Origin of the sequence: Allokutzneria oryzae, from assembly GCF_042429765.1 — a bacterium.
Classification (GTDB): Bacteria; Actinomycetota; Actinomycetes; order Mycobacteriales; family Pseudonocardiaceae; genus Allokutzneria; species Allokutzneria oryzae.
The window spans coordinates 1-23,737 of the sequence record NZ_JBHLZU010000039.1; the positions used below are offsets into that span (position 1 = coordinate 1).

The window sequence follows — 23,737 nt, forward strand, 5'->3', positions numbered from 1 at the left end:
CGCCCGCTCCGTCCCGTCGCTGCCCGCTCCGCCGCCCGCTCCGTCCCGTCGCTGCCCGTCCCGACGCCGCCCGCGACACGCACGCCTTGGCTGGCGCCCTGGCTGGCGCGGTCAGGGTTTTCGCGTTTTGTCACCTAAACGCGAATGAGAGCGCTCCCAAATCGCATTAAGGTGACAAAACGCGAACTGGGGGGCGCGCGTGGTTGAGCCGGGCGGCGGGTGAGGGGCGCGAGTGGCGGAGCGGGGGACGGTGGTGGCGGGTGAGGGAGGCGCGTGGTGGAGCCGGGCGAGGGGAAGCGCGCGGTGGGCTCCGGGGGAGGGGAAGCGCGCGGTCGAGCCGGGTGGGGGAGCGCGCGGTGGTGGCGGGTGGGGGGCGCGCGTGGTGGAGCCGGGCGAGGGGAAGCGCGCGGTGGGCTCCGGGGGAGGGAAGCGCGCGGTGGAGCCTGGGGCGAGGCCGCGGGTGAGGAGCGCGGGTGGTGGAGTCGGGGTGATGGGGGCGCTCCCGGGGGAGTGGTGTCGCTGCTTGCGGGACGCGTGCGTCTTCTCGTTGTCCTGGTGGGAATCGGCGTGTTGATCCGCTTCGGCGGCTAGGCTGTCCCGGGTGAGCGAGCAGACTGCCATCACCGCCCCGCCGAAGTCGGTCGCGGTGGTCACCGCCTTCGTCGCCGAGCACGGCGACCCCACCCGCGCCGTGATCCAGTACATCGGCAACGCGGGTGTCCGGCTGACCCTGGTCGGCCAGGACGGCGCGCTCGGCGACGTGGTCGTCGCCGATGTCGCCACCGCGGAGGCGATCTGCGCCGCCGTCGAGGGGGTCCAGGTCTCGGAGTGGGACCGCGAGACCGTCGCGGCCACCGTGATCGGCCCCGAGCACCGCCGCAGAATGGCCGGTCCGAGAGCCCGCGGATGAGTCCGAGGGTCCTGCTGGCGTCCTGCGCGGAGCTCCCGGACAGCGACGGCGACGACACTCCGCTCCCCGGAGTCCTCGCCGAGGTCGGCGTCAAGGCCGAGTGGGTCCCGTGGGACGCGATCAGCGAGCCCGCCGACCTGGTCGTGCTCCGGGCGACCTGGGACTACCCGCACCGCCGCGACGAGTTCCTGGCGTGGTGCGACTCCGTCCCGCAGTTGGCCAACCGCGCCGACCTGGTCCGCTGGAACACCGACAAGGCGTACATGGCGGACCTCGCCGAGACGGGCCTGCGAGTGGTCCCGACGGAGCTTGTGCCGCCGGGGGTCGAGCTGGCCGCCTACGAGACCGAGATCGCGCTGAAACCGTCGGTGGGCGCGGGTTCACAGGGCGCGGGCAGGTTCCTGCCCGCCGAGCGTGAGCGCGCGATGGCCCACGTCGCCGCGTTGCACGCGCAGGGGCGGACAGTGGTCCTCCAGCCCTACCAGCCCGCGGTGGACGAGGAAGGGGAGACCGCGCTCGTGTTCTTCGGCGGCAGGTACTCCCACGCGTTCGTGAAGGGGCCGATGCTACCCCGCGGCACGGTCGAGATGTCCGCGCTGTTCGTGGAGGAGCGACTCCGGCCGACCGTCCCTGACGGGGCTCGCCGCACGCTCGCGGAGGACGCGCTCGACGCGGCGTGCGAGCTGCGCGGTGTCGAGCGCTCGGAGCTGCTGTACGCGCGGGTGGACGTGCTGACCGGCACCGACGGCGCACCGCTGCTGCTGGAGCTGGCCGAGCCGTCGCTGGGGTTCCGCCAGGCCGATCCGGGGGCGCCGCTGCGCTTCGCCTCGGCGGTCCGCGCGGAGCTGGCCCGCCGCTGAGTCGCGCTGCCGCGGTGCGTTCTCCGGCCAGCTGCTGAAAACTCCGCTAACATCGTGGTTTCAGTGCACACTGAAGTCAGGGGGTTCCGCGGTGTCCGACACCAGCCGTACCGGTGGTCGCCAGCCATCGGACTGGATCGAGTCCTTCGCGGCCCGGTTCGAGGCTCAGGAGGGCATGCCCCTGATCGCGGGCCGCATCCTGGCGTTCCTGCTGATCTGCGACCCGGTGGAGCGCACGGCGGCCGAGCTCGGCGCGGCGCTGTCCGCCAGCAGCGGCTCGATCAGCACGAACGTCCGCCTGCTGCTGGCGCGCGGCCTGATCAGCAAGACCACCCGCAGGGGCCGCGAGGCGGCGGTCTACCAGGTCCGCGAGGACGCGTGGGCGAACGTGATGCTGCGCCGCCTGGAAGCGGTGGCGGAGGTCAGCGAGCTGACGACGGGCGGCCTGCGCATGCTCAGCGGCCAGGGCGACCGGGCGCAGCGCATCCGCACGGTCGACGAGTTCTACACCTGGCTGGCCGGAGAGCTCTCCCAGCTGCGAGGTCGCTGGGAAGCGCAGTCCCGCCGCCGATGACGGCCCCGGCCCGCTCCTTCGTCCAGGCCCACCACCCCGGTGCGGTGGCCGCGATCCTCGGCGGTGGCGCGACCTCACCGCACCGCACGGCGACGTCGGACCTGGACATCGTGATCTTCCTTGTCGGTGACGCGCCGCCCTTCCGGGAGACCACGGAGCACGATGGCTGGCCGGTGGAGCTCTTCGCGCACAACAGGGAGACCTTCGAGTCCTTTGTGGACCGTGAGGCCGCGCTGCGTCGCTCACCGCTGCTGCACATGTGCGCCAAGGGAACCCTGCTCTTCGACAACGACGGCACCGGAACGTGGGCGCGGTCGATGGCCCGCGACCGCCTCGCCGAGGGCCCGCCACCGCTGTCCCGTGTGGAGCTGGAGGACGCCCGCTACCGGGTCACCGACCTCCTCGACGACCTCGCGGGAGCCACGGACCCGGACGAGCGGCTGTTCATCGCCAACCGCCTCCTGGACACCACGGCGGAGCTGGTCCTCACCACCCGCCGAACCTGGCTGGGCACTGGCAAGTGGCTGCTTCGGAGACTCCGCGAAGCGGCTCCCGACACGTGCCACACCCTGGTCCGGAGCTACCGCGACCTCGTTTCCGGCGAGGACCCGTCCCGGTTCCACTCCGCCGTGTCGGAGGTCCTGGACTCGGTCGGCGGTCGCCTCCTCGTCGGCTACCAGCGGGGCACGCCGCCCCGCTGACCGGTTCAGGTGGCCGTGTCGGAGAGACGCGTGAGCCACTCGCGCAGCAGCGCGGTCTCCGCCGGGGTGAGCGTCTCGGAGGGCGAGGCCGACAGCAACGCGTTCAGCCGCGCCGCCACCGGCGAGACTCCCGTGCCGGGCTCCGGGGCCGTGGTCGTCAGGATCTGGGCGTGGACGGCGTCGCGGACCCGGTGGGACAGGCTCGGGTCGGAGTAGGTCGTCGGGCGTGTGATCAGCATCAGCGAGACCCCGACGTTCGCCGACATCACCATCCGCGCCGCCGCGTCGGGGGAGACGCGCAGGCGCCCCAACGCCGCGCAGCGCTCCAGGGTCTCCACCAGGAGCCGGAAGGACTCGTTGCCCGCCGTGGGCGACATCGTCGGCGACGTCGAGTACATCAGGCGGTAGAAGCTGCTGTGCGACAAGGCGAACTCGACGTGGAGGTCCCAGCCGGTGCGGAGGTCCCGCACGGGATCGTCGGACGGGAGGCGGGTGCGCTTCGTCGCCAGGTACTGCTCGAACCCGTAGTCGACCACGGCCGCGAGCAGGCCGTCCTTGTCGCCGAACTGGCGGTAGAGCACCGGAGGACCCACCCCGGCGGCCTGACAGATCGCGCGCGTGGACACCTCGCCCGTCGGGGAGCTCGCCAGGAGGTCGGCCGTCGCCTCCAGGATGCGGGTTCGCGTGCTCATGGAGGTCACATCGACCGGGGCGCGGTCACTTCGCCGTGGCGGGAGTCTTGCGGCGGGACTCGTCCGGAAGCTCCGCGGCGGGTTCCGTGGCCGCGGGCACGCGCTCACCGCACACCGTCCACAGGCCGGCCATCACGGCGGTGACCGCCGCGGCGCCGAGCACGTGGAAGGACACCAGCGTCTCGGGGACGCCCGTCCAGTACTGGACCATGCCCAGCGAGCCCTGGGCGAGCACCGTGACCACGAGAACCCAGTACCAGCGCCGCATCAGCGGGGTCCAGCCCACCGCGTGCAACGCGAAACCGAGCGCGATCAGCATGCCCAGGAACAAGAACAGCGCGTCGGCGTGGAACTGCGCGAGCGCCGCGATCGGCAGGTCCAGGCGCGGGGTCTCCGGGTCGCCCGCGTGCGGGCCCGCGCCGGTGACCATGGTGCCCAGCACCAGGACCACGCCCAGCGCCGCGGTGGTGGCCATCAGCAGCTTGCGCAGCGAGCCGGGGATCAGCGACCGGGGTTCGCCCTCGCCGCCCTCGACCACCGCGTGCAGGAACAGCACCGACGCCCACACCAGCACCATCGACACCAGCAGGTGGATGGCGACGCTCCACCACACCAGGCCCAGCAGCACCGTGATGCCGCCGACCACGCCCTGCGCGAGCACCCCGGCGAGGATGACCGCGGCGAGACGGACCTGACGAGTGCCGCGCGGGCGGCGGCGCCACGCGAGGGCCAGGCAGACCAGGGCGACCACGCCGACCAGGCCGGAGAGCAGCCGGTTGCCGAACTCGATCCACTGCTGGAGCTGGTCGAACTCGGGGTGCGGCACCGGGACCAGGCTGCCGGGCTGGCAGTTCGGCCAGGTCGGGCAGCCGAGGCCGGAGCCGGTCACCCGGACCACCGAGCCGGTCACCGCGATGATCGACTGCATCACCACGTTGACGACGGCGGCGATGCGAAGGGCGGACGCGGTCCGCGCAGCTGAACCCGGCACCCCCCGATGGTAGGTCCGCGCGCCGCCCGGCCCGCCGCCCACCCCCGCCGACAATTCGCGGAGTGCAAGGTGCATTCTTGGGAATTGCATCTTTGGTGAGGCGGTCAAACGTTTGCATTCAGCGCTGAGCTAATCGTGACCAACGGCCCGTCAAAGTGTCCTATTCTGCTTGCGACCCTTCCTGTACTGCGTTTTCGTGGTCGGCAAATGCGGGAGCGCCGATGTGGAACAGAATTCGTAAAATTTCCTCGGTTCGGGCCAGACGGCGCGACTCCTGCGATGAGGAAGAGTTCCTGCGAGTCCATTCGGTCTATTCCGCGACGGCCGTGCTGGACCGTCTGCGGGCCACCGAGTACCGGCACCTCGACGCCGAGGACCACTGTTACCTCGACTACACCGGCTCCGGTCTGGTCTCCGACGCCCAGCTGCGCGCCCAGCTGGCCCGGCTGCGGTCCAGCGTCTACGGCAACCCGCACTCCGACAGCCCGTCCTCGGTCCGCTCCACCGAGCTGGTCGAGGCGGTCCGCGGCGACGTGCTGCGGTTCTTCCGCGCCGACCCCGACGAGTACGTGGTGATCTTCACCTCCAACGCCACCGGCGCGTGCCGCCTGGTCGGCGAGGCGTTCCCGTTCGGGCCGGAGGGCAGGCTGCTGCTCACCCAGGACAACCACAACTCCGTCGTCGGCATCCGCGAGTACGCCAGGAACCGGGGCGCCGCGCTCGGCCTGGTCGGGCTGAGCGGCCCGGAGCTGCGGGTCGCCGACGAGGACGTGCTCGCCGCGCTCGACGTGGACAGCGCGGGCCCGAGGCTGTTCGCCTACCCCGCGCAGAGCAACTTCACCGGGGTGCAGCACCCGCTGGAGTGGATCCAGCAGGCGCAGCGCCTCGGCTGGCGGGTGCTGCTGGACGCGGCGGCCTTCGCGCCGACCAACACCCTCGACCTGTCGGTGCACAAGCCGGACTTCGTCCCGGTCAGCTGGTACAAGGTCTTCGGCTACCCCACCGGCGTCGGCACGCTGCTCGCCCGCCGCGACGCGGTGACCGAGCTGATCCGCCCGTGGTTCTCCGGCGGCACGATCTGGGGCGCCAGCGCGCTCGGCGACTGGCACCGGCTCGACCCCGCGCCCGGCGCGTTCGAGGACGGCACGCTGAACTTCCTGCAGCTGCCCGACGTCTCCGTCGGCCTGCGCTGGATCGAGCGGATCGGCATGGACACCATCCACACCAGGGTGCGCTGCCTGACCGAGTGGCTGCTGACCCGGCTCGGCGAGCTGCGGCACGGCAACGGCGCGCCCATGGCGCTGGTCTACGGCCCCAGGGGGATCGAGGGCAGGGGCGCGACGATCGCGTTCAACTTCCTCACCCCCGACGGCGACCTCGTGGACGAGCGACTGGTCAGCCGCGAGTCCGCCGCGGCCGGGATCTCCTTGCGCACCGGGTGCTTCTGCAACCCGGGCGCGGGCGAGGCGGCGTTGTCGCTGAACGCGAACCAGCTCGTCGGCCTGCTCGACAAGCAGATGTCCACTTTGGACGACTACCTGGGTTCGATGGGCGCGGTCAACGGCGGCGGGGTGCGCGTGTCGCTCGGGCTGGCGAGCACCTTCGCGGACGTGCGCCGCTTCGTGGACTGGTCGGTGCGGACCTACCGCGACCGGGTCCCCGACCGCGTCGGCCTGCCGCCCCGGCTGCACTGCTGATCTTGGTGGTTTCGGTGCAGTATCAGCGCATGACAGCCGACCCGCTGCAGCAGCTGCGCGAGCTGTGCCTCGCCCTTCCCGAGACCACCGAGCGCCTCAGCCACGGCGAGCCGACCTGGTTCGTCCGCGACAAGAAGACCTTCGTCACCTACTCCGACCACCACCACCACGACGACCGGCTCGGGTTCTGGTGCGCCGCGCCGCCCGGAGTGCAGGAGGAGATGGTCGCCGAGGAGCCGGAGCGCTTCTTCCGCCCGCCCTACGTCGGACACCGCGGCTGGCTCGGCGTCTACCTGGACGTCGAGGTCGAGTGGGCGGAGATCGGCGAGATCGTCGAGGAGGCCTACCGGATGGTCGCGCCCAGGACCCTGGTGGCCCGTCTCGACGGGGACGGTTCGCTGCCCGGTCAGGAATGACTGCTCAGGCCTGTCCCTGTTCCGTCTTGAGGGGCCTGGTGGTGCGAGGGATCGGCTGGGTGACGCAGTGCACGCCACCGCCGCCCCAGGCGAGGGTGGGGGACGGCACGCCGACGACCTCGCGGCACGGAAGCAGCTCCCGGAGCAGGTCGAGCGCCGCCGCGTCCTGCGGCTGCCCCATGATCGGAACCACGGCCGCGCCGTTGGCCAGGTAGAAGTTGACGTGGCTGACGGCCGCGGCCCCCTTCGCCGCCCTGGCGTCCGCGTGGTCGGAGATCTCGATGATCTCCAGCCGCCGCCCCCGGGCGTCCACCGCGGAGGTCAGTGCCTCACGGTTGCGAGCGCACCAGTTCGTGTCCCACTCCCCGGTGTCCGATGTGCTCTGCAACAGCACCCTGCCCGGCGCGAGGAACGCGGCCACGGCGTCGACGTGCCCGTCGGTGAAGTAGTCGCCGGGCCAGCCGTGCGGTAGCCAGATCACGGTCGAGGCACCGTAGGCCCTGGCCAGCACCTGCTCGACGACGGCTCGGTCGGTGCTCGGGTTTCGGTTGGGGTTGAGCAGGCACTCCTCGCTGGCGATCAAGGTCCCCTCGCCGTCCGTGATCACCGCGCCGCCTTCGGACACCAGGTGAACCCGGTGCCGCGGAACGTCGAGACGTCGGCACAGCCGCGCGGCCAATGCCGCGTCGCGTCGCCAGTACGCCGTCTTGTGCCCCCAGCCGTTGAACGTGAAGTCCAGCCCGAGCAGGGTCTCGCGTCGTTCGTCGACCGCGAACACGGGGGCGGTGTCACGGGTCCACACGTCGTCGGCCTCCAGCGTGAGAACCGAGACCGCCGTTCCGCAGAGGCGACGCACGCGCGCCGCCTTCCGCGGTCTGGCGATCATCAGCACGGGTTCGAACCGGGCGATCGCGCGGGCTATCTCGACGACCTCCTGTTGGACCGCGCCGAGCTGCCCACCCCAGATGCGGCGGGACCACGGCCATGCCATGACGCAGGCGCTGTGCGGTTCCCACTCGGCCGGTACCCGGAACCCCGTGCGGTCGTCGGTGTCCACTCCGTCAGCTCCGTGCGGGGAAGGCGTTCTCGTCGATCGATGCCTTGTCGAGCAAGGCGAAGCTCCGGTACATCGCGTTGCCGCGCAGCAGTTCGGAGTGCTCGCCGACCGCCTGCACCCGGCCGTCGACGAGCAGGACCACCTGGTCGGCGTGCCTCGCGATCGACAACCGGTGCGTGACGACCACGACGGGGTGGGCCCGCGCGTGGCCGGAAATGGTGTGCAGCACGGTGCGCTCGGTCACGGCGTCGAGCTGGGACGTTGCTTCGTCCAGCAGCAGCACGTCCGCCCCGCGCAGCAGCGCCCGGACGATGGCGAGCCGCTGCCGCTCCCCGCCGGAGACCGCGACCCCTCGTTCGCCAACGGGGGTGTCCAGGCCGCGCGGCAGTCCCGCGACCCACGTGTGGAGAGCGACCGACCGCAGCGCGCCCTCCAGATCGGCGTGCTCGGGGTCGGGCACCCCGTACAGGGCCGCGGCCCGGACCGTGTCGCCGAGCAGGGGGGCTTCCTGCTGGACGTAGGCCAGCCGTCGGCGCAGCTCGGCACGGTTGAGCTCACGCAGGTCGACCCCGTCCAGGGTGACACGTCCGCGGTCGACGTCGACGAAGCGCTCGACCAGGCTGAGCATGGTGGTCTTCCCCGCTCCGGAAGGACCGGCCAGCACGGTCAGCCCGACGCCGATCTCCAGGCTCACGTCACGCAGCAGCGGGCGGTTCGGATAACCGAAGCTGACGTTCTCGAACCGGATGCCACCGTTCGGGGTGAACGCCGGGGCGGGCTGGCGCTCGTGCGATGGTTCCTCGTGGGGAATGGAGCGCAGCTGCTCGATGCGCTTGACCGCGGCCATGCCCTCCGCGAGCGAGGTGGCGGCGTGGGTGATGTCCTCGATCGGATCCGCGAGGTACATCATGTAGAGCAGGAACGCCACGAGGTCGCCCAGGCTGAGGTCGCCGGAGACGACCTTCGCCGCGCCGAGCGCGAGCACCACCAGGAACATGATGTCCACCGCCGCCATCGACACCACCTCGACGGTGGCTTCGGCGCGTGCGCCGCACACACCGGCTCGATACGCCCGCTCCGCCTCGTCGCTGGCGGCGCGCTCTTCGTACCGCTCGGTGCCGGACGCCTTCACGGTGCGGAAGGCGGTCAGTGCCCGCTGGAGCACCCCGGTCATCCGACCGATGTGTTCCTGGGCCTCCTCGGACGCGTCCCCGACCCGGTACAGCGCGCGGCGCTGCGCGAACCCGGTCGCCACCAGCGACAGAACGACCAGCCCGAGCAGGGTCGGGTCGATGGTCGCCATCAGCGCCAGCGCCGCGACGAGGGCGAGGGGGGCGGACGCCGCGGAGACGAGCGGCCCGGTCGCGGTGTCCTCCAGCAGGGTCGTGTCGCTGCCCGTCCTGGACAGGAAATCGCCCGTGGGGTGCTGCTCGACGACGTCGACCCGGGTGTGGACCAGCTTGTTCACCATGTTCCGGCGCACCTTGAGCACGACCCGCTGTGCGGTGCGCTCCAGCAGGAACGTCGAGATCCACGCCAGCACCAGGCCGGCGACCGCGATGCCGATGAGCACCAGCACCGGGGTGAGGACCCGGTCGGGATCCTCCATCTCGTCCAGGACCCAGCGAGCGATCAAGGGCTCGACCAACGAGGCCGCGTGGGCGAGGAGTTCGAGAGCCAGCAGCCCCGCCAAGATCCATCGAGTTCCTGTGAGATAGCCCCACAACGCGCGTGCGGGGCGGATCTCGTTCTCGGTCATTTCGCTCATGTTCACGACGTGGTTCCCAACGTCCGGCTGGTTGATCGGCGTGGGTTCCGAGCGCCCGGACGGCGCCCGGAACCCACCGCGAACTCCGGTGTGCGATCAGATGAGCTGGAATGCGTAGGACGATCGGTTGAGGTGCATGACCATGCAGGACAGCAGCGCGCCGCCCTTGTGGTACTCACTGAGGTTGATCAGGGCGAGCTCGAACGCGTACTTGGCCGCGATGTCCTCCAACGTCCGGTTCTTGGCGACCTCCAGGTCGTAGTCCTCCGTCCCCGCCTTGAGATCGTGAATGTTGGAGGCGTTGACGATCGTGTTGTGCAGTCGAACCGAGTTGCAGATCCCTGAGGTGCTCGCGTCGGGGGAGACGTCGATGACCTCGGTGTGCTTCTCCAGCTCCTCCAGCTCGTCCTCCTCGTACATCTCGGTGCAGACCAGCGTCTGTTCCCTGGTCAGCGGGAAAACGGTGCAGTCGAGGTGGTACAGGTAGGGGTCGGTGAGTCGGAGCTTGACCACCTTCATGTCGAAGGTGCGCTCCATCCAGTCGTAGGTCTCCGGCTGCGAGCGCAGGCCGTAACCGCCGACGTAGACGTTGTCGTAGAGGTGCTTGAGCTCGGCCTCTCCCTCGAACTTCGTCTCCGGGACGAAGGTCCGGTAGCCCATCGACTCGAAGAACCGCAGTCCGATCTCCGTCTCTCCGCGACGGGGTTCCGAGGTGAAGTTCGACAGGACGACCGTGTCACCGCCGGGAACGTGCTCCAGGACGACGCCCAGGTTCGCGGTGAAGACCAGGTCCTGCAGTCCGTCGATGCGTGGGGTCGGCAGCAGGTACACCAGCGAGTCGGCCGCCAGGTAGCTGTAGAGCTCCAGGAACTGCACCATCGCCTTGGTGGTGTTCGGTGTGCGCTCGTCCTTGTTCAGCTCCTCCATCCACGCGTTGTTCGCCACGTCCGTCGAGTAGGAGAACGGCGTGTTGAGCAGGAAGGCCGGTCGGTGCAGTTGTGTGGGGTTGTGCGGTGTCTCCGCCGCCGTCTGGTCGTCGCGTTCCTCGCCCAGCGGCAAGCTCGGTTTGACTTGGATGGTCATGATTCATCACCTTTGAGGCGAAGTGGAATAATTTCGATAGGATCCCGGGTGTGGAGTGTGAATGTCCGAACGGCGTGCGGCGCGGTTACTTCTCGCGGATCCGCACGAGCGGGTCGACCCCGCCTTCGACGTGGGTCCCGGTGCTGTGCAGCGGGATGAAGTCGACATAGTTGGACAGTGGAATGATGAGATCCACCTGCGACCCGTAGCGAATCTGCGAGAACCGCTCGCCCTGCTGGCAGGGCTGATTCTGCTTGAGCTCGAACGGCACGATCGAGTCGACGTCGTAGTCGGCGATCTGGAGAATGTAGTACGACTGGTCGAGCTGGGGTGCGTTGACCTTGTTGACCATGCGCTGGTTGACGTGGAGATAGGTCGGGTCGGGAATCGTGATCCGCAGGTTCTCCAGTATCTCCCTCTCCGTTTCGAGCATGGGGTGGTTGAGGCTGTCGATCGGCTCCAGCTCGCGGTAGGACAGCCAGCCGGAGTAGGGGATGCGGTTGACGTGCACGTCGAAGAAGGTCATGAAGATGGCGATGACGAGGCTCGGCCTGTCGTAGGTCGGGTCGCGCAGCGCCTCGCGCAGCGAGTAGGACTTCCCCTTGATGTCGACCAGGCTGTCGCCTGACTCGGCCATCTTCTGGTAGAGGATGACTCCGTCTGCCGGGGAGAAGAAGTACGAGGAGTCGATGTAGGAAGGCCTGCTCGGATCTCGGAAGAAGTGGTACTGGGAGAGCCAGGAAAGTGGTCTCTCGTGAAGTGGCCGAACGTCAGAGTCGATCCACTCTTCGAGTTGCTTTGGCATTGTGAATGCCTCTCGTGGAATGGAGCCTGTTGAGTGGGGCTTTGCTCTGTGACTCCGTGGCGCCGGAGTGTGCCACCGATTTCGATCATGAGCGCGTGGCTGGGTTTGGCTCGGCGCTCGGAACAGGTTAGCACCCGTGTTGTTGGTACTGAAGAGTACTTGTCCGAGAAAACGCATAGTAGCGTCGTTGTCAGCGTCAAACCCTGACAAATATGAATATTTGAGGCAGGTGCTGCTCCTGTGGCCGGCGGTCCCCGTCGAAAAACCGCCCCGGTTTCGCGCTCTCGGCGGGAAAGAGAGCGCTCCCCGGCGTGGGGCAGCGGACGAAATGATATTACTCGCGCGTTATGTGGCCTTGTGGCGCGAGAGAGCGCTCCCTTTTCGCGTTAAGGTTGCAAAACGCGACCAAGAGGTGCGGCGAAGGCTGCGGCGCGCCGCACGCGGCCTAGCGCCTGCCCTGCTTGTCGTCCCGATGCCTCCGTGCGCGCGTGGGTTGGCTGGCGTGGTCGGGGTTTTCGCGTTGTGTCACCTTGATGCGCGAGAGAACGCTCCCATTTCGCGTTAAGGCTACAAAACGCGAAGGGGGAGGGAGGCGCGAAGGGAGGGAGGGAGGGAGGGTGAGGCGTGGCGGAGGTGGTGGCGGTGTCGCGCCGCACGCGGCGTAGTGCCTGTCCTGCCAGTCGTTCCGCTGTCCCCGAGGTGGTGTCGCCCTCGTGTCCCGCTGTCCCTGAGGTGGTGCTGCCTTCGTGTCCCGGTGTGTGCGTGGGTTGGCTGGCGTGGTCGGGGTTTTCGCGTTGTGTCACCTTGATGCGTGAGAGAGCGCTCTCTTTTCGCGTTAAGGCTACAAAACGCGAAGGGGGAGGGGAAGCGCGAAGGAGGGAGGGGAGGCGCGAAGGAGGTGGTGGCGGTGTCGCGCCGGACGCGGTCTAGGTGAGCTTGGTCGTGCGCGTGGCGAGGAGGCCGCCGGCCGCGGCCCAGCCCGCGAGCACCGCGACCGGGTGCCAGCCCGGCCAGCCGCCCGCTGCCAGCGCGGAGTGGAGCCCCTGGGTGAGGGCGCCGGAGGGCAGCCAGCTCACCACGGCGGCCAGCCCGGCGGGCAGCTGCTCCAGCGGCACGATGATCCCGCCGGCCAGCAGCAGCACGAACCACATCACGTTGGCCAGCGCCAGCACGGCTTCCGCGCGCAGCGAGCCGCCGAGCAGCACACCGAGCGCGCCGAAGGCCAGCGTGCCCAGCACCACCAGCGCCACGGCCGCGGCGACTCCCGACGCCGCGGGCTGCCAGCCCAGCAGCGCCGCGATCAGGCCGAGCACCAGCAGCTGCGCGACGACCACGATCAGCGCCGCCGCCACCCGGCCCGCGACCAGCAGCCAGCGGGGGAGCGCGGTCGCGGCCAGGCGCTTGATCACGCCGTAGCGGCGGTCGAAGCCCAGGGAGATCGCCTGGCCGGTGAACGCCGACGACATCACCGCCAGCGCCAGGATGCGCGGGGTGACCGAGTCCACCCGAGGTTCCGGCAGCGCCAGCAACGGCAGCAGGGTCAGTCCGACCAGCAGCGCGATCGGGATCATCAGGTTCAGCAGCAGCTGCTCCGGGTGCCGCAGCACCAGCCGGGTCTCCGCGCGGGTCTGCGCCAGCAGCATCGAGCCCAGCGGCGCGCGACCGGGCGCGGGGCGGAATGCGCCCTCGGCGAACCTGCTCACGAGCCCACCTCGGACGCTCGGTTGGATGGTTCGCTCACGACCGCAGCTCCCGTCCGGTCAGCTCCAGGAACACGTCCTCCAGGCCACGTCTGCCCACCCGCAGCTCGTCGGCGAGCACGCCCTGCTGGGCGCACCAGGAGGTCACCGTGGACACCACCTGAGGGTCGATCTCGCCCTCCACCAGGTAGTTGCCCGGCCCCACCTCGGTGGCCGCGCAGGACTCCGGCAGCGCGCCGGAGAGCAGGTCGAGGCCGAGGCCGGGGCGGGAGCGGAAGGTCAGCGTCCGGCAGCTGGCGTCCCGGCTGGTCAGCTCGTTCGGGCTGCCCTCAGCCAGCACCCGGCCGCCGTCGACGATCATGACCCGGTCCGCGAGCTGCTCGGCCTCGTCCATCAGGTGCGTGGTCAGCAGCACGGTCACGCCGTCCGTCCGCAGCGCTCCGACCAGTTCCCACACCAGCCGCCTTGCCTGCGGGTCCATGCCCGCCGTTGGCTCGTCCAGGAAGACCAGCTCAGGGCGGCCGACGATGGCGCAGGCCAGCGACAGCCGCTGCTGCTGGCCGCCGGAGAGCCGCTTGAAGATCGTCCGGCGCGCGTCCCACAGGCCGAGCTCGTGCAGCAGCCACTCCACGCCGAGCGGGTTCGCCGCGTAGGAGGCGGCCAGCGCCAGCATCTCCTGTGCGCGCAGGCCAGGGTAGGCGCCGCCGCCCTGCGGCATCACGCCGATGCGCGGCCGCAGCAGGGCGGTGTCGGCGACCGGGTCCAGCCCGAGCACCCGCACCGTTCCGGCGTCCGGGCGCTGGAAGCCCTCGCAGATCTCCACGGTCGTGGTCTTGCCCGCGCCGTTCGGGCCGAGCAACGCGAACACGCTGCCGCGTTCGACTCGCAGGTCGAGCCCGTCGACGGCTGTGGTCGCGCCGAAGCGCTTGACCAGCCCGCTGACGTCGAGCGCGGGGGCTTTGGGGTCCACGAAAACAGAGCCTAAGCGGGTGAGCTGGCGCACTCGTCAGTGGGCGGCGGATTCCGCCCGCCGGACGGACCGCAGCCGCCCGGGCATCCGCTTGCGCACCGCGAGCAGCAACGGCCCCGCGACCGCGATCCCCGCCATGATCGCCCACGGCACCACGAACGCGCGGCCCTCGTAGTTCGCGCCGGGCGGGGTGTCCACCACCGACATCGCGATGCTCAGCACCACGGCGGTGATCCGGAACCGGATCGAGCTCGTCGACGCGGCCAGCGGGATCGCCGCCCACACCAGGTACCAGGGGTGCACGATCGGGCCGAGCACCACCAGCACGCCGAGCGCGATGCCCAGGCCGGTGACCGGGTGCAGGTACTTCTCGCCCCTGCGGAAGCACGTCCACAGCAGCCACAGCATCACCGCGGCGCTGCCGATGCCGCCCGCGACCCGCCACGCCCCGGTCACCGCCGCGGTGTGGTCACCGAAGCCGAGCAGCACGCCGAGCGAGCCGCCGAGCCCGCCCAGCCAGGTCATCGGCGACTTCCATGACTGGATCTTCTCCAGCGCGACGAGGGAGTCCTCCCAGCCCAGTGACAGGCCACTGCCGAGGACGATGACCGCCAGCACCCCGACGAACACCGCTGTCAGCAGCGCCGCGGCCCGGAACAGGTCCTTGAAGGTGCCGCCCCAGCGCAGGGCCAGCGCGACGCCGAGGAAGCCGAGAGCGGGCGCGGCGCTGACCTTCACCGCGGCCGCGCAGGTCATCAGCGTGGCACCGACCAGGATCCAGCGCAGTCCGGGGCGCAGCGCGATCTCCAGGCCCGCCAGCATCAGGCCGACCATCAGCGCCTCGTTGTGCACGCCGCTGACCAGGTGGAACAGCACCAGCGGGTTGGCGGGGCCGAGCCAGAGCGCGGTCACCGGCCGCACTCCGCAGCGCCGGGCGAGGCGGGGAACCGCCCAGAGGATCATCGCGATGCCCGCGAGCGCGATCACCCGGTGCAGCAGCACGCTGGTCACCACGTGGTCGCCGCCGATCCAGCTGACCAGCTTGCCCAGGGTGAGGAAGAACGGGCCGTACGGGGCCGGGGTGTCCCGCCAGACGTTGGGCACGCCCCTGGTCAGCGGGTCGTCGACGCCGAGGGCCTGCGCCGGGCCGATCTCGTACGGGTCCAGCCCGAGGAAGGCGATCTTGCTCTGGGCGAGGTAGCTGTAGACGTCCCTCGAGAACATCGGCGGCGCGATGGCCAGCGGGATCATCCACATGACCAGCGTGCGGTCCATCTGCGAGCGGGAGATCCACCTCGGCCGCCCGGTCGCGGTGAGCCTGCCCAGCCACAGCCAGGACGCGATCACCACGATCATGCCGGTGTAGACGATGGCCATCGACACCGTGGGGATGCGGGGCAGCAGGCCGATCAGCGGGAAGCGGGGCACCGGGTTGAACACCGGGGCAGCGCCGGCGCCCGCGGCGCCGACGGCCATCAGCAGCGCGCCGAGCGTGCCCAGCCGCCGCACCCAGTCGAGCTGGCGGAGCTCGGTGTCGTCCAGCCGGGTGTCCTCCGGCCGGTCGGTGCGGGCACCGGTCCTGTCGGTCCCGTTCCCGGTCCCGGTGTCCGGCTGTGCCGCATCGCCCGTCGTCTCGCCCGCCCTCACACCGCCGAACACTATCCATCCCGGATCGGGTGAGCAGGCGCTGGGGGGCGGCCGGGGTGAGTCGGGTCACCCCGGGCGGGGGGCGCTTTGCCCCGCGTCGGGAAATACGCAAGACTTGTGTTGTGAAAAACGCCGGGCCCGTTCCGCAGCCTGCGGATGCCGCCCCCGCGCCTCGTCCTGAGGCACGGGAGGCCACGCATCAGCACGCCGACGGCAGGACCCGGCAGGGCGTGGCCAGGCTGCTGTTGGAGCGTGGCCCGCTGACCGCCGCGGTGATCGCCGACGAGCTGGGACTGAGCCCGGCCGCCGTCCGGCGGCACCTCGACGCGTTGCTCGCCGACGGCGAGGTCCGCACCCGGGACGCCTCCACCAGGGGCAGGCGGGGGCGGGGTCGCCCGGCGAAGCTGTTCCTGCTCACCGAGACCGGTCGGGGCCGGTTCGGGCACGCCTACGACGACCTCGCGGTCGCCGCGCTGCGCTTCCTCGCCGACTCCGGCGGGGAGCGGGCGGTGCGGGCCTTCGCCGAGCAGCGGATGGCCACCCTGGTGGAGCGGCACCGCGCCTCGGTGCTGGCCAACGCCGACCCCAACGCCAGGGCGAGGGCGCTCGCGCTGGCGCTGACCCACGAGGGCTACGCTGCCTCGACCCGCCAGGTCGGAGCAGGCGAGCAGCTGTGCCAGCACCACTGCCCGGTGGCGCACGTGGCAGCGGAGTTCCCGCAACTCTGCGAAGCCGAGACGGCGGCGTTCGCCGACCTGCTCGGCACCCACGTGCAGCGGCTGGCCACCATCGCCCGTGGCGACGCGGCGTGCACCACCCACCTGCCCGCCGCCACGCGGGACCAGCAGGACAGCACCACCTCAGAGACCACGCGCCCGGCCGCGCCACGACCGGACGCCGGTGAGACCTGCCCTCAGGGTCCCACCGTGACCACCGCGAAGACCGCACGGTTCGTGCCGCAGGACCCCGAGCGCGGGACCGACGGCCTCGAATCCTTCAGGGAGCCCGTATGACTGCCGCTGCCGAACAGCGCACACCCACCACGGTGACCGAGCCGCTCACGCAGGAAGAGACGATCGCCAGCCTCGGTCGTTACGAGTACGGCTGGGCGGACGCCGACGACGCGGGAGCGAGCGCGCGCCGCGGCCTGAACGAGGACGTCGTCCGCGACATCTCGTCCAAGAAGGACGAGCCGGAGTGGATGCTGGAGTCGCGGCTGAAGGGCCTGCGGCTGTTCGACCGCAAGCCGATGCCGAGCTGGGGCTCCGACCTCAGCGGGATCGACTTCGACTCGATCAAGTACTTCGTGCGCTCCACCGAGCGGCAGGCCCAGAGCTGGGAGGACCTGCCCGAGGACATCAAGAACACCTACGACAAGCTCGGCATCCCGGAGGCGGAGAAGCAGCGCCTGGTCGCCGGTGTCGCCGCGCAGTACGAGTCCGAGGTGGTCTACCACCAGATCAACAAGGAGCTCGAGGCGCAGGGTGTCATCTTCCTGGACACCGACACCGCGCTGAAGGAGCACCCGGAGCTGTTCCGCGAGTACTACGGCTCGGTGATCCCGCACGGTGACAACAAGTTCGCCGCGCTCAACGGCGCCGTGTGGTCCGGCGGCTCGTTCATCTACGTGCCCAAGGGCGTGCACGTGGAGATCCCGCTGCAGGCCTACTTCCGGATCAACACCGAGAACATGGGCCAGTTCGAGCGGACGCTGATCATCGTCGACGAGGGTGCCTACGTGCACTACGTCGAGGGCTGCACCGCGCCGATCTACTCCTCGGACTCGCTGCACTCCGCGGTCGTGGAGATCATCGTGAAGAAGGGCGGCCGCTGCCGCTACACCACGATCCAGAACTGGTCGAACAACGTCTACAACCTGGTCACCAAGCGCGCCAAGGCCGAAGAGGGCGCGACCATGGAGTGGGTCGACGGCAACATCGGCTCCAAGGTGACCATGAAGTACCCCGCCGTGATGCTGATGGGCCCGCACGCCAAGGGCGAGGTGCTCTCCATCGCCTTCGCTGGCGAGGGCCAGCACCAGGACGCGGGCGCGAAGATGACCCACCTCGCGCCGCACACCTCCTCGACCATCGTCTCCAAGTCGGTGGCCCGCGGCGGTGGCCGCACCTCCTACCGCGGCCTGGTCCGCGTGAACAAGGGCGCGCACCACTCCAAGTCCACGGTCAAGTGCGACGCGCTGCTGGTGGACACCATCAGCCGCTCCGACACCTACCCGTACGTGGACATCCGCGAGGACGACGTGGCCATGGGCCACGAGGCCACCGTGTCCAAGGTCAGCGAGGACCAGCTGTTCTACCTGATGTCCCGCGGCCTGACCGAGGACGAGGCCATGGCGATGATCGTGCGCGGCTTCGTCGAGCCGATCGCCCGCGAACTGCCGATGGAATACGCGCTTGAGCTGAACCGGCTCATCGAGCTTCAGATGGAAGGGGCCGTCGGCTGACATGGCCGTTTCGACCGACACGAACAGCACCATCCCGGCCAGCCGGATCGCCCCCGGCATGACCCGGTCGGAGTGGTTCACCTCCTTCGACGTCGAGGCCTTCGAGGTCCCCGGCGGCCGCGAGGAGAACTGGCGCTTCACCCCGCTCAAGCGGCTCGCGGGCCTGCACCTGGGTGAGGCCGCCACCACCGGCACCGCCACCGTCGACGTCGTCGCGGGCGAGGCCGTCCGGGTGGAGACCGTCGAGCGCGGCGACGCCCGGCTCGGCGTCGCGGGCACCCCGGGCGACCGGGTCGCGGCGCAGGCGTGGAACTCCTTCACCGGCGCCACCCTGGTGACGGTGCCGAAGGAGGTCGTCGCCACCGAGCCGATCCTGGTCACCGTGACCGGCGCGGGCCGAGGCACCACCTCCTACGGCCACGTCCAGCTGCGCGCCGAGCAGTTCGCCGAGGCCGTCGTCGTCCTGGACTACCGGGGCAGCGGCGTGCACGCGGACAACGTCGAGATCGTGCTCGGCGACGGCGCGAAGCTCACCGTGGTCACGGTCGTTGACTGGGCCGACGACGCGGTGCACGTGTCCTCCCACCACGGCAAGGTGGGCCGCGACGCCACGCTGCGGCACACCGTGGTGACCCTCGGCGGCAACCTGGTGCGGCTGAGCCCGACCGTGGCCTACGACGGCCCCGGCGGCGACGCGGAACTGCTCGGCGTGTACTTCGCCGACGCGGGTCAGCACCTGGAGCACCGGCTCTTCGTCGACCACGGCGTGCCGAACTGCCGCAGCAACGTGGTCTACAAGGGCGCGCTGCAGGGCGAGGACGCGCACACCGTGTGGATCGGCGACGTGCTGATCCGCGCGGCGGCCGAGGCGACCAACACCTTCGAGCTCAACCGCAACCTGCTGCTGACCGACGGCGCGCGCGCGGACTCGGTGCCGAACCTGGAGATCGAGACCGGCGAGATCGAGGGCGCGGGCCACGCCAGCGCCACCGGCCGCTTCGACGACGAGCAGCTGTTCTACCTCCAGGCCAGGGGGATCCCGGTGGAGCAGGCGCGGCGGCTGGTCGTGCGCGGCTTCTTCCACGAGATCATCGCCAAGATCACCGTGCCCGAGGTCCGCGAGCGGCTGGAGGCCGCCATCGAGGCCGAACTGGAAGCGGTAGGCGTCTGATGACGAGCACCAGGGTCTGCCCGCTGGCCGAGCTGACCGACGGCAAGCCCGTCGGCGTCGAGGTCGCGGGCACCCCGGTGGTCCTCGTCCGCCGGGGCGAGCGGGTGCACGCGCTGCGCGACGAGTGCTCGCACGCCGAGGTCGCGCTGAGCGAGGGCGAGGTGGGTCGCGACGGCATCGAGTGCTGGCTGCACGGCGCCTGCTTCGACCTCGGCACCGGCGAGCCGCTCACCCCGCCCGCGATGGACCCCGTCGACGTCTACGCGACCTCCGTGCGCGACGGCGACGTCCACGTGGACGTCACCACCCCGATCAACCGCTGACTGCTCTTTCTTGCCACATCAGGAGAACGAAGAACAATGGCCACGCTGGAGATCAAGGACCTGCACGTCACGGTCGCGACCGAGGACGGCGCCAAGGAGATCCTCAAGGGCGTCGACCTGACCATCAAGGCCGGTGAGACCCACGCGATCATGGGTCCCAACGGCTCGGGCAAGTCCACCCTCGCCTACGCGATCGCCGGGCACCCCAAGTACGACGTCACCGGCGGCCAGGTGCTGCTCGACGGTGAGGACGTGCTGGAGATGAGCGTGGACGAGCGCGCCCGCGCTGGCCTGTTCCTCGCCATGCAGTACCCGGTCGAGGTGCCCGGCGTGTCGATGTCGAACTTCCTGCGCACCGCGGCCACGGCCGTGCGCGCCGAGGCCCCGGCCCTGCGCCACTGGGTCAAGGAGGTCAAGCAGTCGATGGCCGAGCTGGACATCGACCCGGCCTTCGCCGAGCGCAGCGTCAACGAGGGCTTCTCCGGCGGTGAGAAGAAGCGCCACGAGATCCTGCAGCTGGCGCTGCTCAAGCCGAAGTTCGCCGTGCTCGACGAGACCGACTCCGGTCTGGACGTCGACGCGCTGCGCGTGGTCTCCGAGGGCGTCAACCGCTACAAGGCCAACGGCGACACCGGTGTCCTGCTGATCACGCACTACACCCGCATCCTCAAGCACATCACCCCGGACTTCGTGCACGTCTTCGCGGGCGGGCGCATCGTGGAGTCCGGCGGCGCCGAGCTGGCCGACGTCCTGGAGCGCGACGGCTACGTCCGCTACACGGACAAGTCCGAGTCCGCCTCCGCCTGAACCGACTGCTCCCACCACCACGAGCGCCTGAGTTGAGAGGAGGGCCGAATGACCGTTTCTTCTGAGTCAGCCACCGGCCTGCTCCCGCTTGACGTCGCGGCGATCCGCGGGGACTTCCCGATCCTCGGCCGGACCGTCCGCGACGGAAAGCCCCTGGTCTACCTGGACTCCGGAGCGACCTCGCAACGCCCGCGCCAGGTGCTGGACGCGGAGCGGACGTTCCTGGAGACCTCCAACGCGGCGGTGCACCGCGGTGCGCACCAGCTGTCGGAGGAGGCCACCGACGCCTACGAGAGCGCGCGGGCGCGCATCGCCGCCTTCGTCGGGGTCGACCAGGACGAGGTGGTGTTCACCAAGAACGCCACCGAGGGCATCAACCTCGTCGCCTACGCGATGAGCAACGCCGCGACGTCCGGACCGGAGGCGGCCCGCTTCCGGCTCGGACCCGGCGACGAGGTCGTCATCACCGAGCTGGAGCACCACGCCAACCTCGTTCCCTGGCAACAGGTCTGCGAGCGCACCGGGGCCACGCTGCGCTGGTTCGGCGTGACCGACGACGGCAGGGTCGATCTGTCCGATGTGGACGAGCTGGTCAACGAGCGCACCAAGGTCGTCGCGTTCGCCCACCAGTCCAACGTGACGGGAGCGATCACCCCGGTCGAGCGGATCGTCAAGCGCGCCAAGGAGGTCGGCGCGCTGACGGTGCTCGACGCGTGCCAGTCGGTTCCGCACATGCCGGTCGACTTCCACGCGCTGGACGTGGACTTCGCGGCGTTCTCCGGGCACAAGATGCTGGGGCCGTCGGGGATCGGCGTGCTCTACGGGCGCTCCGAGCTGCTCGCGGCGATGCCCCCGTTCATCACCGGCGGCTCGATGATCGAGATCGTCCGGATGGAGGGCTCCACCTTCGCGCCGCCGCCGCAGCGCTTCGAGGCGGGCGTTCCGATGACCTCGCAGGCGATCGGGCTGGCGGCCGCGGTCGACTACCTCAGCGTGGTCGGCATCGAGCGGGTGCACGCCCACGAGATGCGGCTGGTCGACGCGGCGCTGCGTGGACTGTCCGAAGTGGATGGTGTGCGCATCGTCGGCCCGACCGACCTGACGCTGCGCGGCGGCGCGGTGGCGTTCGTGATCGACGGGGTGCACGCGCACGACGCGGGCCAGGTGCTGGACAGCCTGGGCGTGGAGATCAGAGTCGGCCACCACTGCGCGTGGCCGCTGCACCGCAGGCTCGGCGTCGCGGCTTCGGTGCGCGCCTCGTTCTACCTGTACAACACCCTCGAAGAGGTTGAGGTGCTGGTGGACGCGGTGCGCGAGGCCAAGCGCTTCTTCGGCGTGGCGTGAGGACGGGAAGCCGCTGATGCAACTGGAACAGATGTACCAGGAGATCATCCTGGACCACTACAAGAACCCGCACCGCCGCGGCCTGCGCGACCCGTTCGACGCGGAGGTCCACCACGTGAACCCGACGTGCGGCGACGAGGTGACCCTGCGGGTCCGCCTGGAGGGCTCGGGCGCCGAGGCCAAGGTCGTCGACGTCTCCTACGACGCGCAGGGCTGCTCGATCAGCCAGGCGGCGACGTCGGTGCTGACCGACCTCGTGGTGGACCACACGGTCGGCGAGTCCTTCGCCAAGCACGAGGAGTTCCTGCGGTTGATGCAGGGACGCGGCAAGGTCGAGCCGGACGAGGACGTCCTGGAGGACGGGATCGCCTTCGCCGGTGTCGCGAAGTACCCGGCGCGCGTGAAGTGCGCGCTGCTGGGCTGGATGGCTTTCAAGGACGCGGTGGCGCGGGCCGAAGGGACTTGAGTTCATGACCGAGGACGTGATCCGGGGAGCGGCAGGCATGCCGGAGCCCGCGCCCAAGGCGGACCAGCCGGAGCTGGCTGACCTGGAGGAGGCCATGCGCGACGTGGTCGACCCCGAGCTGGGCATCAACGTGGTGGACCTGGGCCTGGTCTACGACATCCGCCTGGAGTCGGAGGACGCGGGCGACGTCGCGATCGTGGACATGACGCTGACCTCGGCGGCGTGTCCGCTGACGGACGTGATCGAGGACCAGACCCGGGCGGCCCTGGTCGGCGGTCCCGGTGGCGGCCTGGTCAGCGATGTCCGCATCAACTGGGTCTGGATGCCCCCGTGGGGTCCTGACAAGATCACCGACGACGGCCGCGAGCAGCTCAGGGCGCTGGGCTTCACGGTCTAGGGTTCGCCTGTCCACCACGGCACCCCGTCGATGGGGTGCCGTGGTGGTTTTTTCCGTGTTCGTGGGTTGGCGTGGTTATGGGTTGGCGTGGTTATGGCTGCCGCCCCGACTTCGTCGGGTTGCCCTCGGATAATTCTCCCGGACTCAGGCGCGCATTTCCTTGACCACCCACTACCGCTAGCCCGCTCACCTCTAGTGGTGGCGGGCTAGCCGGGGCCGGGTTTTAAAACGGTGGAGCGGGATCCGCTATTGGTTCGGGTTCCCGGACATACGTTCTCCCCATCGGGGTCGTCCAGATGTGGATGCCGCCCGGGAGCTGGGTTCGTTTCCACCGGGTGTGGTGTTTCATCACGTGATGCCGTCGACATTTCGCGCCGAGATCATCCGCGACGGTGTTGGTGCCGTCGAAGGGATCGCAATGATCCAGATCGCAGCGGTGCGCTGGTTGCCGACAGCCGATCGCCACACACGTGACATCCCTGGCCCGGACCAGGTCCGCCAGGGCGGCTGACGGGCGGTAGTTCGTCCGCCCCACGTCCACCGCCACCCCCGTCACCGGGTCGGTCAGGATCCGCTTCCACGTGCCACCCGCTGCGATGTCCCTCGCTACGTCCGCCGGGATCGGCCCGTACCCGGCCAACATGCCGGGTTCCTGGTCCATCCCCATCAGTGTCGTGGCGGGGAGGGTGACCAGGACCTTCACCTCGCCCTGGGGTGCGCCGGTCTCCTTGCCCATGAGCAGGTCGAAGGCGACATCCGCCCGGCGCTGGTCCATGGTGCGCTCATCGTCTAGGCCTCGGGCGATGCGGTCGATGCGATCCCAGACCAGGGCGCCTTGGAGGGCGGTGAACTGGAACCGCAGCGCGCACATGGCGTCGTCGAGGTTGAGCTTCT

General features: G+C 70.1%; 24 protein-coding genes. 14 read left to right on the forward strand and 10 right to left on the reverse strand.

What is annotated here, in order from left to right:
- Positions 1-601 precede the first annotated feature (601 nt).
- The 4 genes from ACFFQA_RS37820 to ACFFQA_RS37835 all read left to right on the forward strand — a co-directional run bounded on the left by ACFFQA_RS37820 (position 602) and on the right by ACFFQA_RS37835 (position 3,045).
- Positions 602-910 carry a hypothetical protein gene (locus ACFFQA_RS37820; RefSeq protein ID WP_377862636.1) on the forward strand — a complete coding sequence of 103 codons (309 nt, stop codon included), beginning with the start codon at positions 602-604 and terminating at the stop codon, positions 908-910.
- Positions 907-1,770 (forward strand): ATP-grasp domain-containing protein, encoded by an 864-nt coding sequence (locus ACFFQA_RS37825; protein WP_377862637.1) that lies wholly within the window; start codon positions 907-909, stop codon positions 1,768-1,770. Before ACFFQA_RS37820 ends, ACFFQA_RS37825 begins: the two co-directional genes overlap by 4 nt.
- A 91-nt stretch (positions 1,771-1,861) precedes the next feature.
- Positions 1,862-2,344 carry a GbsR/MarR family transcriptional regulator gene (locus tag ACFFQA_RS37830; protein ID WP_377862638.1) on the forward strand — a complete coding sequence of 161 codons (483 nt, stop codon included), beginning with the start codon at positions 1,862-1,864 and terminating at the stop codon, positions 2,342-2,344.
- Positions 2,341-3,045: a nucleotidyltransferase domain-containing protein gene (locus tag ACFFQA_RS37835; protein ID WP_377862639.1), complete on the forward strand. Its 705-nt coding sequence runs from the start codon at positions 2,341-2,343 to the stop codon at positions 3,043-3,045. The genes ACFFQA_RS37830 and ACFFQA_RS37835 overlap by 4 nt, the downstream gene beginning before the upstream one ends.
- A 5-nt stretch (positions 3,046-3,050) precedes the next feature.
- Here ACFFQA_RS37835 and ACFFQA_RS37840 read toward each other — a convergent pair whose 3' ends face one another.
- Both ACFFQA_RS37840 and ACFFQA_RS37845 read right to left on the reverse strand, forming a co-directional pair.
- On the reverse strand, positions 3,051-3,737 hold the full coding sequence (locus ACFFQA_RS37840) for a TetR/AcrR family transcriptional regulator (protein ID WP_377862640.1): 687 nt from the start codon (positions 3,735-3,737) through the stop codon (positions 3,051-3,053).
- 25 nt (positions 3,738-3,762) lie between these two features.
- Entirely contained in the window at positions 3,763-4,728 is a 966-nt protein-coding gene (locus ACFFQA_RS37845) for a COX15/CtaA family protein (protein WP_377862641.1), read from the reverse strand.
- A 326-nt stretch (positions 4,729-5,054) separates the two neighbouring features.
- Here ACFFQA_RS37845 and ACFFQA_RS37850 point away from each other — a divergent pair, with 326 nt between their 5' ends.
- On the forward strand, positions 5,055-6,425 hold the full coding sequence (locus tag ACFFQA_RS37850; protein WP_377862642.1) for an aminotransferase class V-fold PLP-dependent enzyme: 1,371 nt from the start codon (positions 5,055-5,057) through the stop codon (positions 6,423-6,425).
- Positions 6,426-6,454: 29 nt separating this feature from the next.
- A complete protein-coding gene (locus ACFFQA_RS37855) occupies positions 6,455-6,841 on the forward strand; it encodes an MmcQ/YjbR family DNA-binding protein (protein WP_377862643.1) in 387 nt (128 codons plus the stop codon).
- Between the two features lie 4 nt (positions 6,842-6,845).
- Here the strand turns inward: ACFFQA_RS37855 and ACFFQA_RS37860 are convergent, their stop codons facing one another.
- The 7 genes from ACFFQA_RS37860 to mptB form a co-directional block, all read right to left on the reverse strand.
- Positions 6,846-7,898: an agmatine deiminase family protein gene (locus ACFFQA_RS37860; protein WP_377862644.1), complete on the reverse strand. Its 1,053-nt coding sequence runs from the start codon at positions 7,896-7,898 to the stop codon at positions 6,846-6,848.
- A 4-nt stretch (positions 7,899-7,902) separates the two neighbouring features.
- Positions 7,903-9,657, reverse strand: coding sequence for an ABC transporter ATP-binding protein (locus ACFFQA_RS37865; RefSeq protein ID WP_377862645.1), 1,755 nt, complete (start codon positions 9,655-9,657; stop codon positions 7,903-7,905).
- A 105-nt stretch (positions 9,658-9,762) separates the two neighbouring features.
- On the reverse strand, positions 9,763-10,749 hold the full coding sequence (locus ACFFQA_RS37870; RefSeq protein ID WP_377862646.1) for a dimethylarginine dimethylaminohydrolase family protein: 987 nt from the start codon (positions 10,747-10,749) through the stop codon (positions 9,763-9,765).
- A gap of 85 nt (positions 10,750-10,834) precedes the next feature.
- The gene (locus tag ACFFQA_RS37875; RefSeq protein WP_377862647.1) at positions 10,835-11,554 is read right to left on the reverse strand and encodes a phosphatidylserine decarboxylase; all 720 of its coding nucleotides are present in this window, start codon (positions 11,552-11,554) and stop codon (positions 10,835-10,837) included.
- A gap of 926 nt (positions 11,555-12,480) precedes the next feature.
- The gene (locus ACFFQA_RS37880; protein ID WP_377862658.1) at positions 12,481-13,197 is read right to left on the reverse strand and encodes an ABC transporter permease; all 717 of its coding nucleotides are present in this window, start codon (positions 13,195-13,197) and stop codon (positions 12,481-12,483) included.
- Positions 13,198-13,291: 94 nt separating this feature from the next.
- Positions 13,292-14,224 carry an ABC transporter ATP-binding protein gene (locus tag ACFFQA_RS37885; RefSeq protein WP_377862648.1) on the reverse strand — a complete coding sequence of 311 codons (933 nt, stop codon included), beginning with the start codon at positions 14,222-14,224 and terminating at the stop codon, positions 13,292-13,294.
- A 36-nt stretch (positions 14,225-14,260) separates the two neighbouring features.
- Entirely contained in the window at positions 14,261-15,871 is a 1,611-nt protein-coding gene (mptB, locus tag ACFFQA_RS37890; protein WP_377862649.1) for a polyprenol phosphomannose-dependent alpha 1,6 mannosyltransferase MptB, read from the reverse strand.
- 122 nt (positions 15,872-15,993) lie between these two features.
- Here mptB and ACFFQA_RS37895 point away from each other — a divergent pair, with 122 nt between their 5' ends.
- The 8 genes from ACFFQA_RS37895 to ACFFQA_RS37930 are packed head-to-tail and all read left to right on the forward strand — an operon-like array spanning position 15,994 to position 22,843.
- The gene (locus ACFFQA_RS37895; RefSeq protein WP_377862650.1) at positions 15,994-16,884 is read left to right on the forward strand and encodes a helix-turn-helix transcriptional regulator; all 891 of its coding nucleotides are present in this window, start codon (positions 15,994-15,996) and stop codon (positions 16,882-16,884) included.
- A complete protein-coding gene (sufB, locus tag ACFFQA_RS37900; protein ID WP_377862651.1) occupies positions 16,881-18,335 on the forward strand; it encodes a Fe-S cluster assembly protein SufB in 1,455 nt (484 codons plus the stop codon). Before ACFFQA_RS37895 ends, sufB begins: the two co-directional genes overlap by 4 nt.
- A gap of 58 nt (positions 18,336-18,393) precedes the next feature.
- A complete protein-coding gene (sufD, locus tag ACFFQA_RS37905; protein WP_377862659.1) occupies positions 18,394-19,506 on the forward strand; it encodes a Fe-S cluster assembly protein SufD in 1,113 nt (370 codons plus the stop codon).
- Complete coding sequence (locus tag ACFFQA_RS37910; RefSeq protein WP_377862652.1) at positions 19,506-19,829, forward strand: Rieske (2Fe-2S) protein; 324 nt, start codon at positions 19,506-19,508, stop codon at positions 19,827-19,829. Before sufD ends, ACFFQA_RS37910 begins: the two co-directional genes overlap by 1 nt.
- Before the next feature lie 36 nt (positions 19,830-19,865).
- Positions 19,866-20,636 (forward strand): Fe-S cluster assembly ATPase SufC, encoded by a 771-nt coding sequence (gene sufC / locus ACFFQA_RS37915; protein WP_377862653.1) that lies wholly within the window; start codon positions 19,866-19,868, stop codon positions 20,634-20,636.
- Positions 20,637-20,684: 48 nt separating this feature from the next.
- Positions 20,685-21,980 carry a cysteine desulfurase gene (locus ACFFQA_RS37920; protein WP_377862654.1) on the forward strand — a complete coding sequence of 432 codons (1,296 nt, stop codon included), beginning with the start codon at positions 20,685-20,687 and terminating at the stop codon, positions 21,978-21,980.
- 16 nt (positions 21,981-21,996) lie between these two features.
- The gene (sufU, locus tag ACFFQA_RS37925; protein WP_377862655.1) at positions 21,997-22,446 is read left to right on the forward strand and encodes a Fe-S cluster assembly sulfur transfer protein SufU; all 450 of its coding nucleotides are present in this window, start codon (positions 21,997-21,999) and stop codon (positions 22,444-22,446) included.
- 4 nt (positions 22,447-22,450) lie between these two features.
- Positions 22,451-22,843 (forward strand): metal-sulfur cluster assembly factor, encoded by a 393-nt coding sequence (locus ACFFQA_RS37930; protein WP_377862656.1) that lies wholly within the window; start codon positions 22,451-22,453, stop codon positions 22,841-22,843.
- Between the two features lie 223 nt (positions 22,844-23,066).
- On the opposite strand, the gene ACFFQA_RS37935 is transcribed toward ACFFQA_RS37930, so the two are convergent.
- A partial coding sequence (locus ACFFQA_RS37935; protein ID WP_377862657.1) for an HNH endonuclease signature motif containing protein occupies positions 23,067-23,737 on the reverse strand: 671 nt, incomplete at its 5' end.

What these genes read in the sequence shown, in the direction of transcription:
- ACFFQA_RS37825 (WP_377862637.1), top strand. Translation starts at nt 907, where the DNA reads ATGAGTCCGAGGGTCCTGCTGGCGTCCTGCGCGGAGCTCCCGGACAGC.
- ACFFQA_RS37835 (WP_377862639.1), top strand. Translation starts at nt 2,341, where the DNA reads ATGACGGCCCCGGCCCGCTCCTTCGTCCAGGCCCACCACCCCGGTGCG.
- ACFFQA_RS37840 (WP_377862640.1), bottom strand. Translation starts at nt 3,737, where the DNA reads ATGAGCACGCGAACCCGCATCCTGGAGGCGACGGCCGACCTCCTGGCG.
- ACFFQA_RS37855 (WP_377862643.1), top strand. Translation starts at nt 6,455, where the DNA reads ATGACAGCCGACCCGCTGCAGCAGCTGCGCGAGCTGTGCCTCGCCCTT.
- ACFFQA_RS37865 (WP_377862645.1), bottom strand. Translation starts at nt 9,657, where the DNA reads ATGACCGAGAACGAGATCCGCCCCGCACGCGCGTTGTGGGGCTATCTC.
- ACFFQA_RS37870 (WP_377862646.1), bottom strand. Translation starts at nt 10,749, where the DNA reads ATGACCATCCAAGTCAAACCGAGCTTGCCGCTGGGCGAGGAACGCGAC.
- ACFFQA_RS37875 (WP_377862647.1), bottom strand. Translation starts at nt 11,554, where the DNA reads ATGCCAAAGCAACTCGAAGAGTGGATCGACTCTGACGTTCGGCCACTT.
- ACFFQA_RS37880 (WP_377862658.1), bottom strand. Translation starts at nt 13,197, where the DNA reads ATGCTGCTGGCGCAGACCCGCGCGGAGACCCGGCTGGTGCTGCGGCAC.
- sufB (WP_377862651.1), top strand. Translation starts at nt 16,881, where the DNA reads ATGACTGCCGCTGCCGAACAGCGCACACCCACCACGGTGACCGAGCCG.
- sufD (WP_377862659.1), top strand. Translation starts at nt 18,394, where the DNA reads ATGACCCGGTCGGAGTGGTTCACCTCCTTCGACGTCGAGGCCTTCGAG.
- ACFFQA_RS37910 (WP_377862652.1), top strand. Translation starts at nt 19,506, where the DNA reads ATGACGAGCACCAGGGTCTGCCCGCTGGCCGAGCTGACCGACGGCAAG.
- sufC (WP_377862653.1), top strand. Translation starts at nt 19,866, where the DNA reads ATGGCCACGCTGGAGATCAAGGACCTGCACGTCACGGTCGCGACCGAG.
- ACFFQA_RS37920 (WP_377862654.1), top strand. Translation starts at nt 20,685, where the DNA reads ATGACCGTTTCTTCTGAGTCAGCCACCGGCCTGCTCCCGCTTGACGTC.
- sufU (WP_377862655.1), top strand. Translation starts at nt 21,997, where the DNA reads ATGCAACTGGAACAGATGTACCAGGAGATCATCCTGGACCACTACAAG.
- ACFFQA_RS37930 (WP_377862656.1), top strand. Translation starts at nt 22,451, where the DNA reads ATGACCGAGGACGTGATCCGGGGAGCGGCAGGCATGCCGGAGCCCGCG.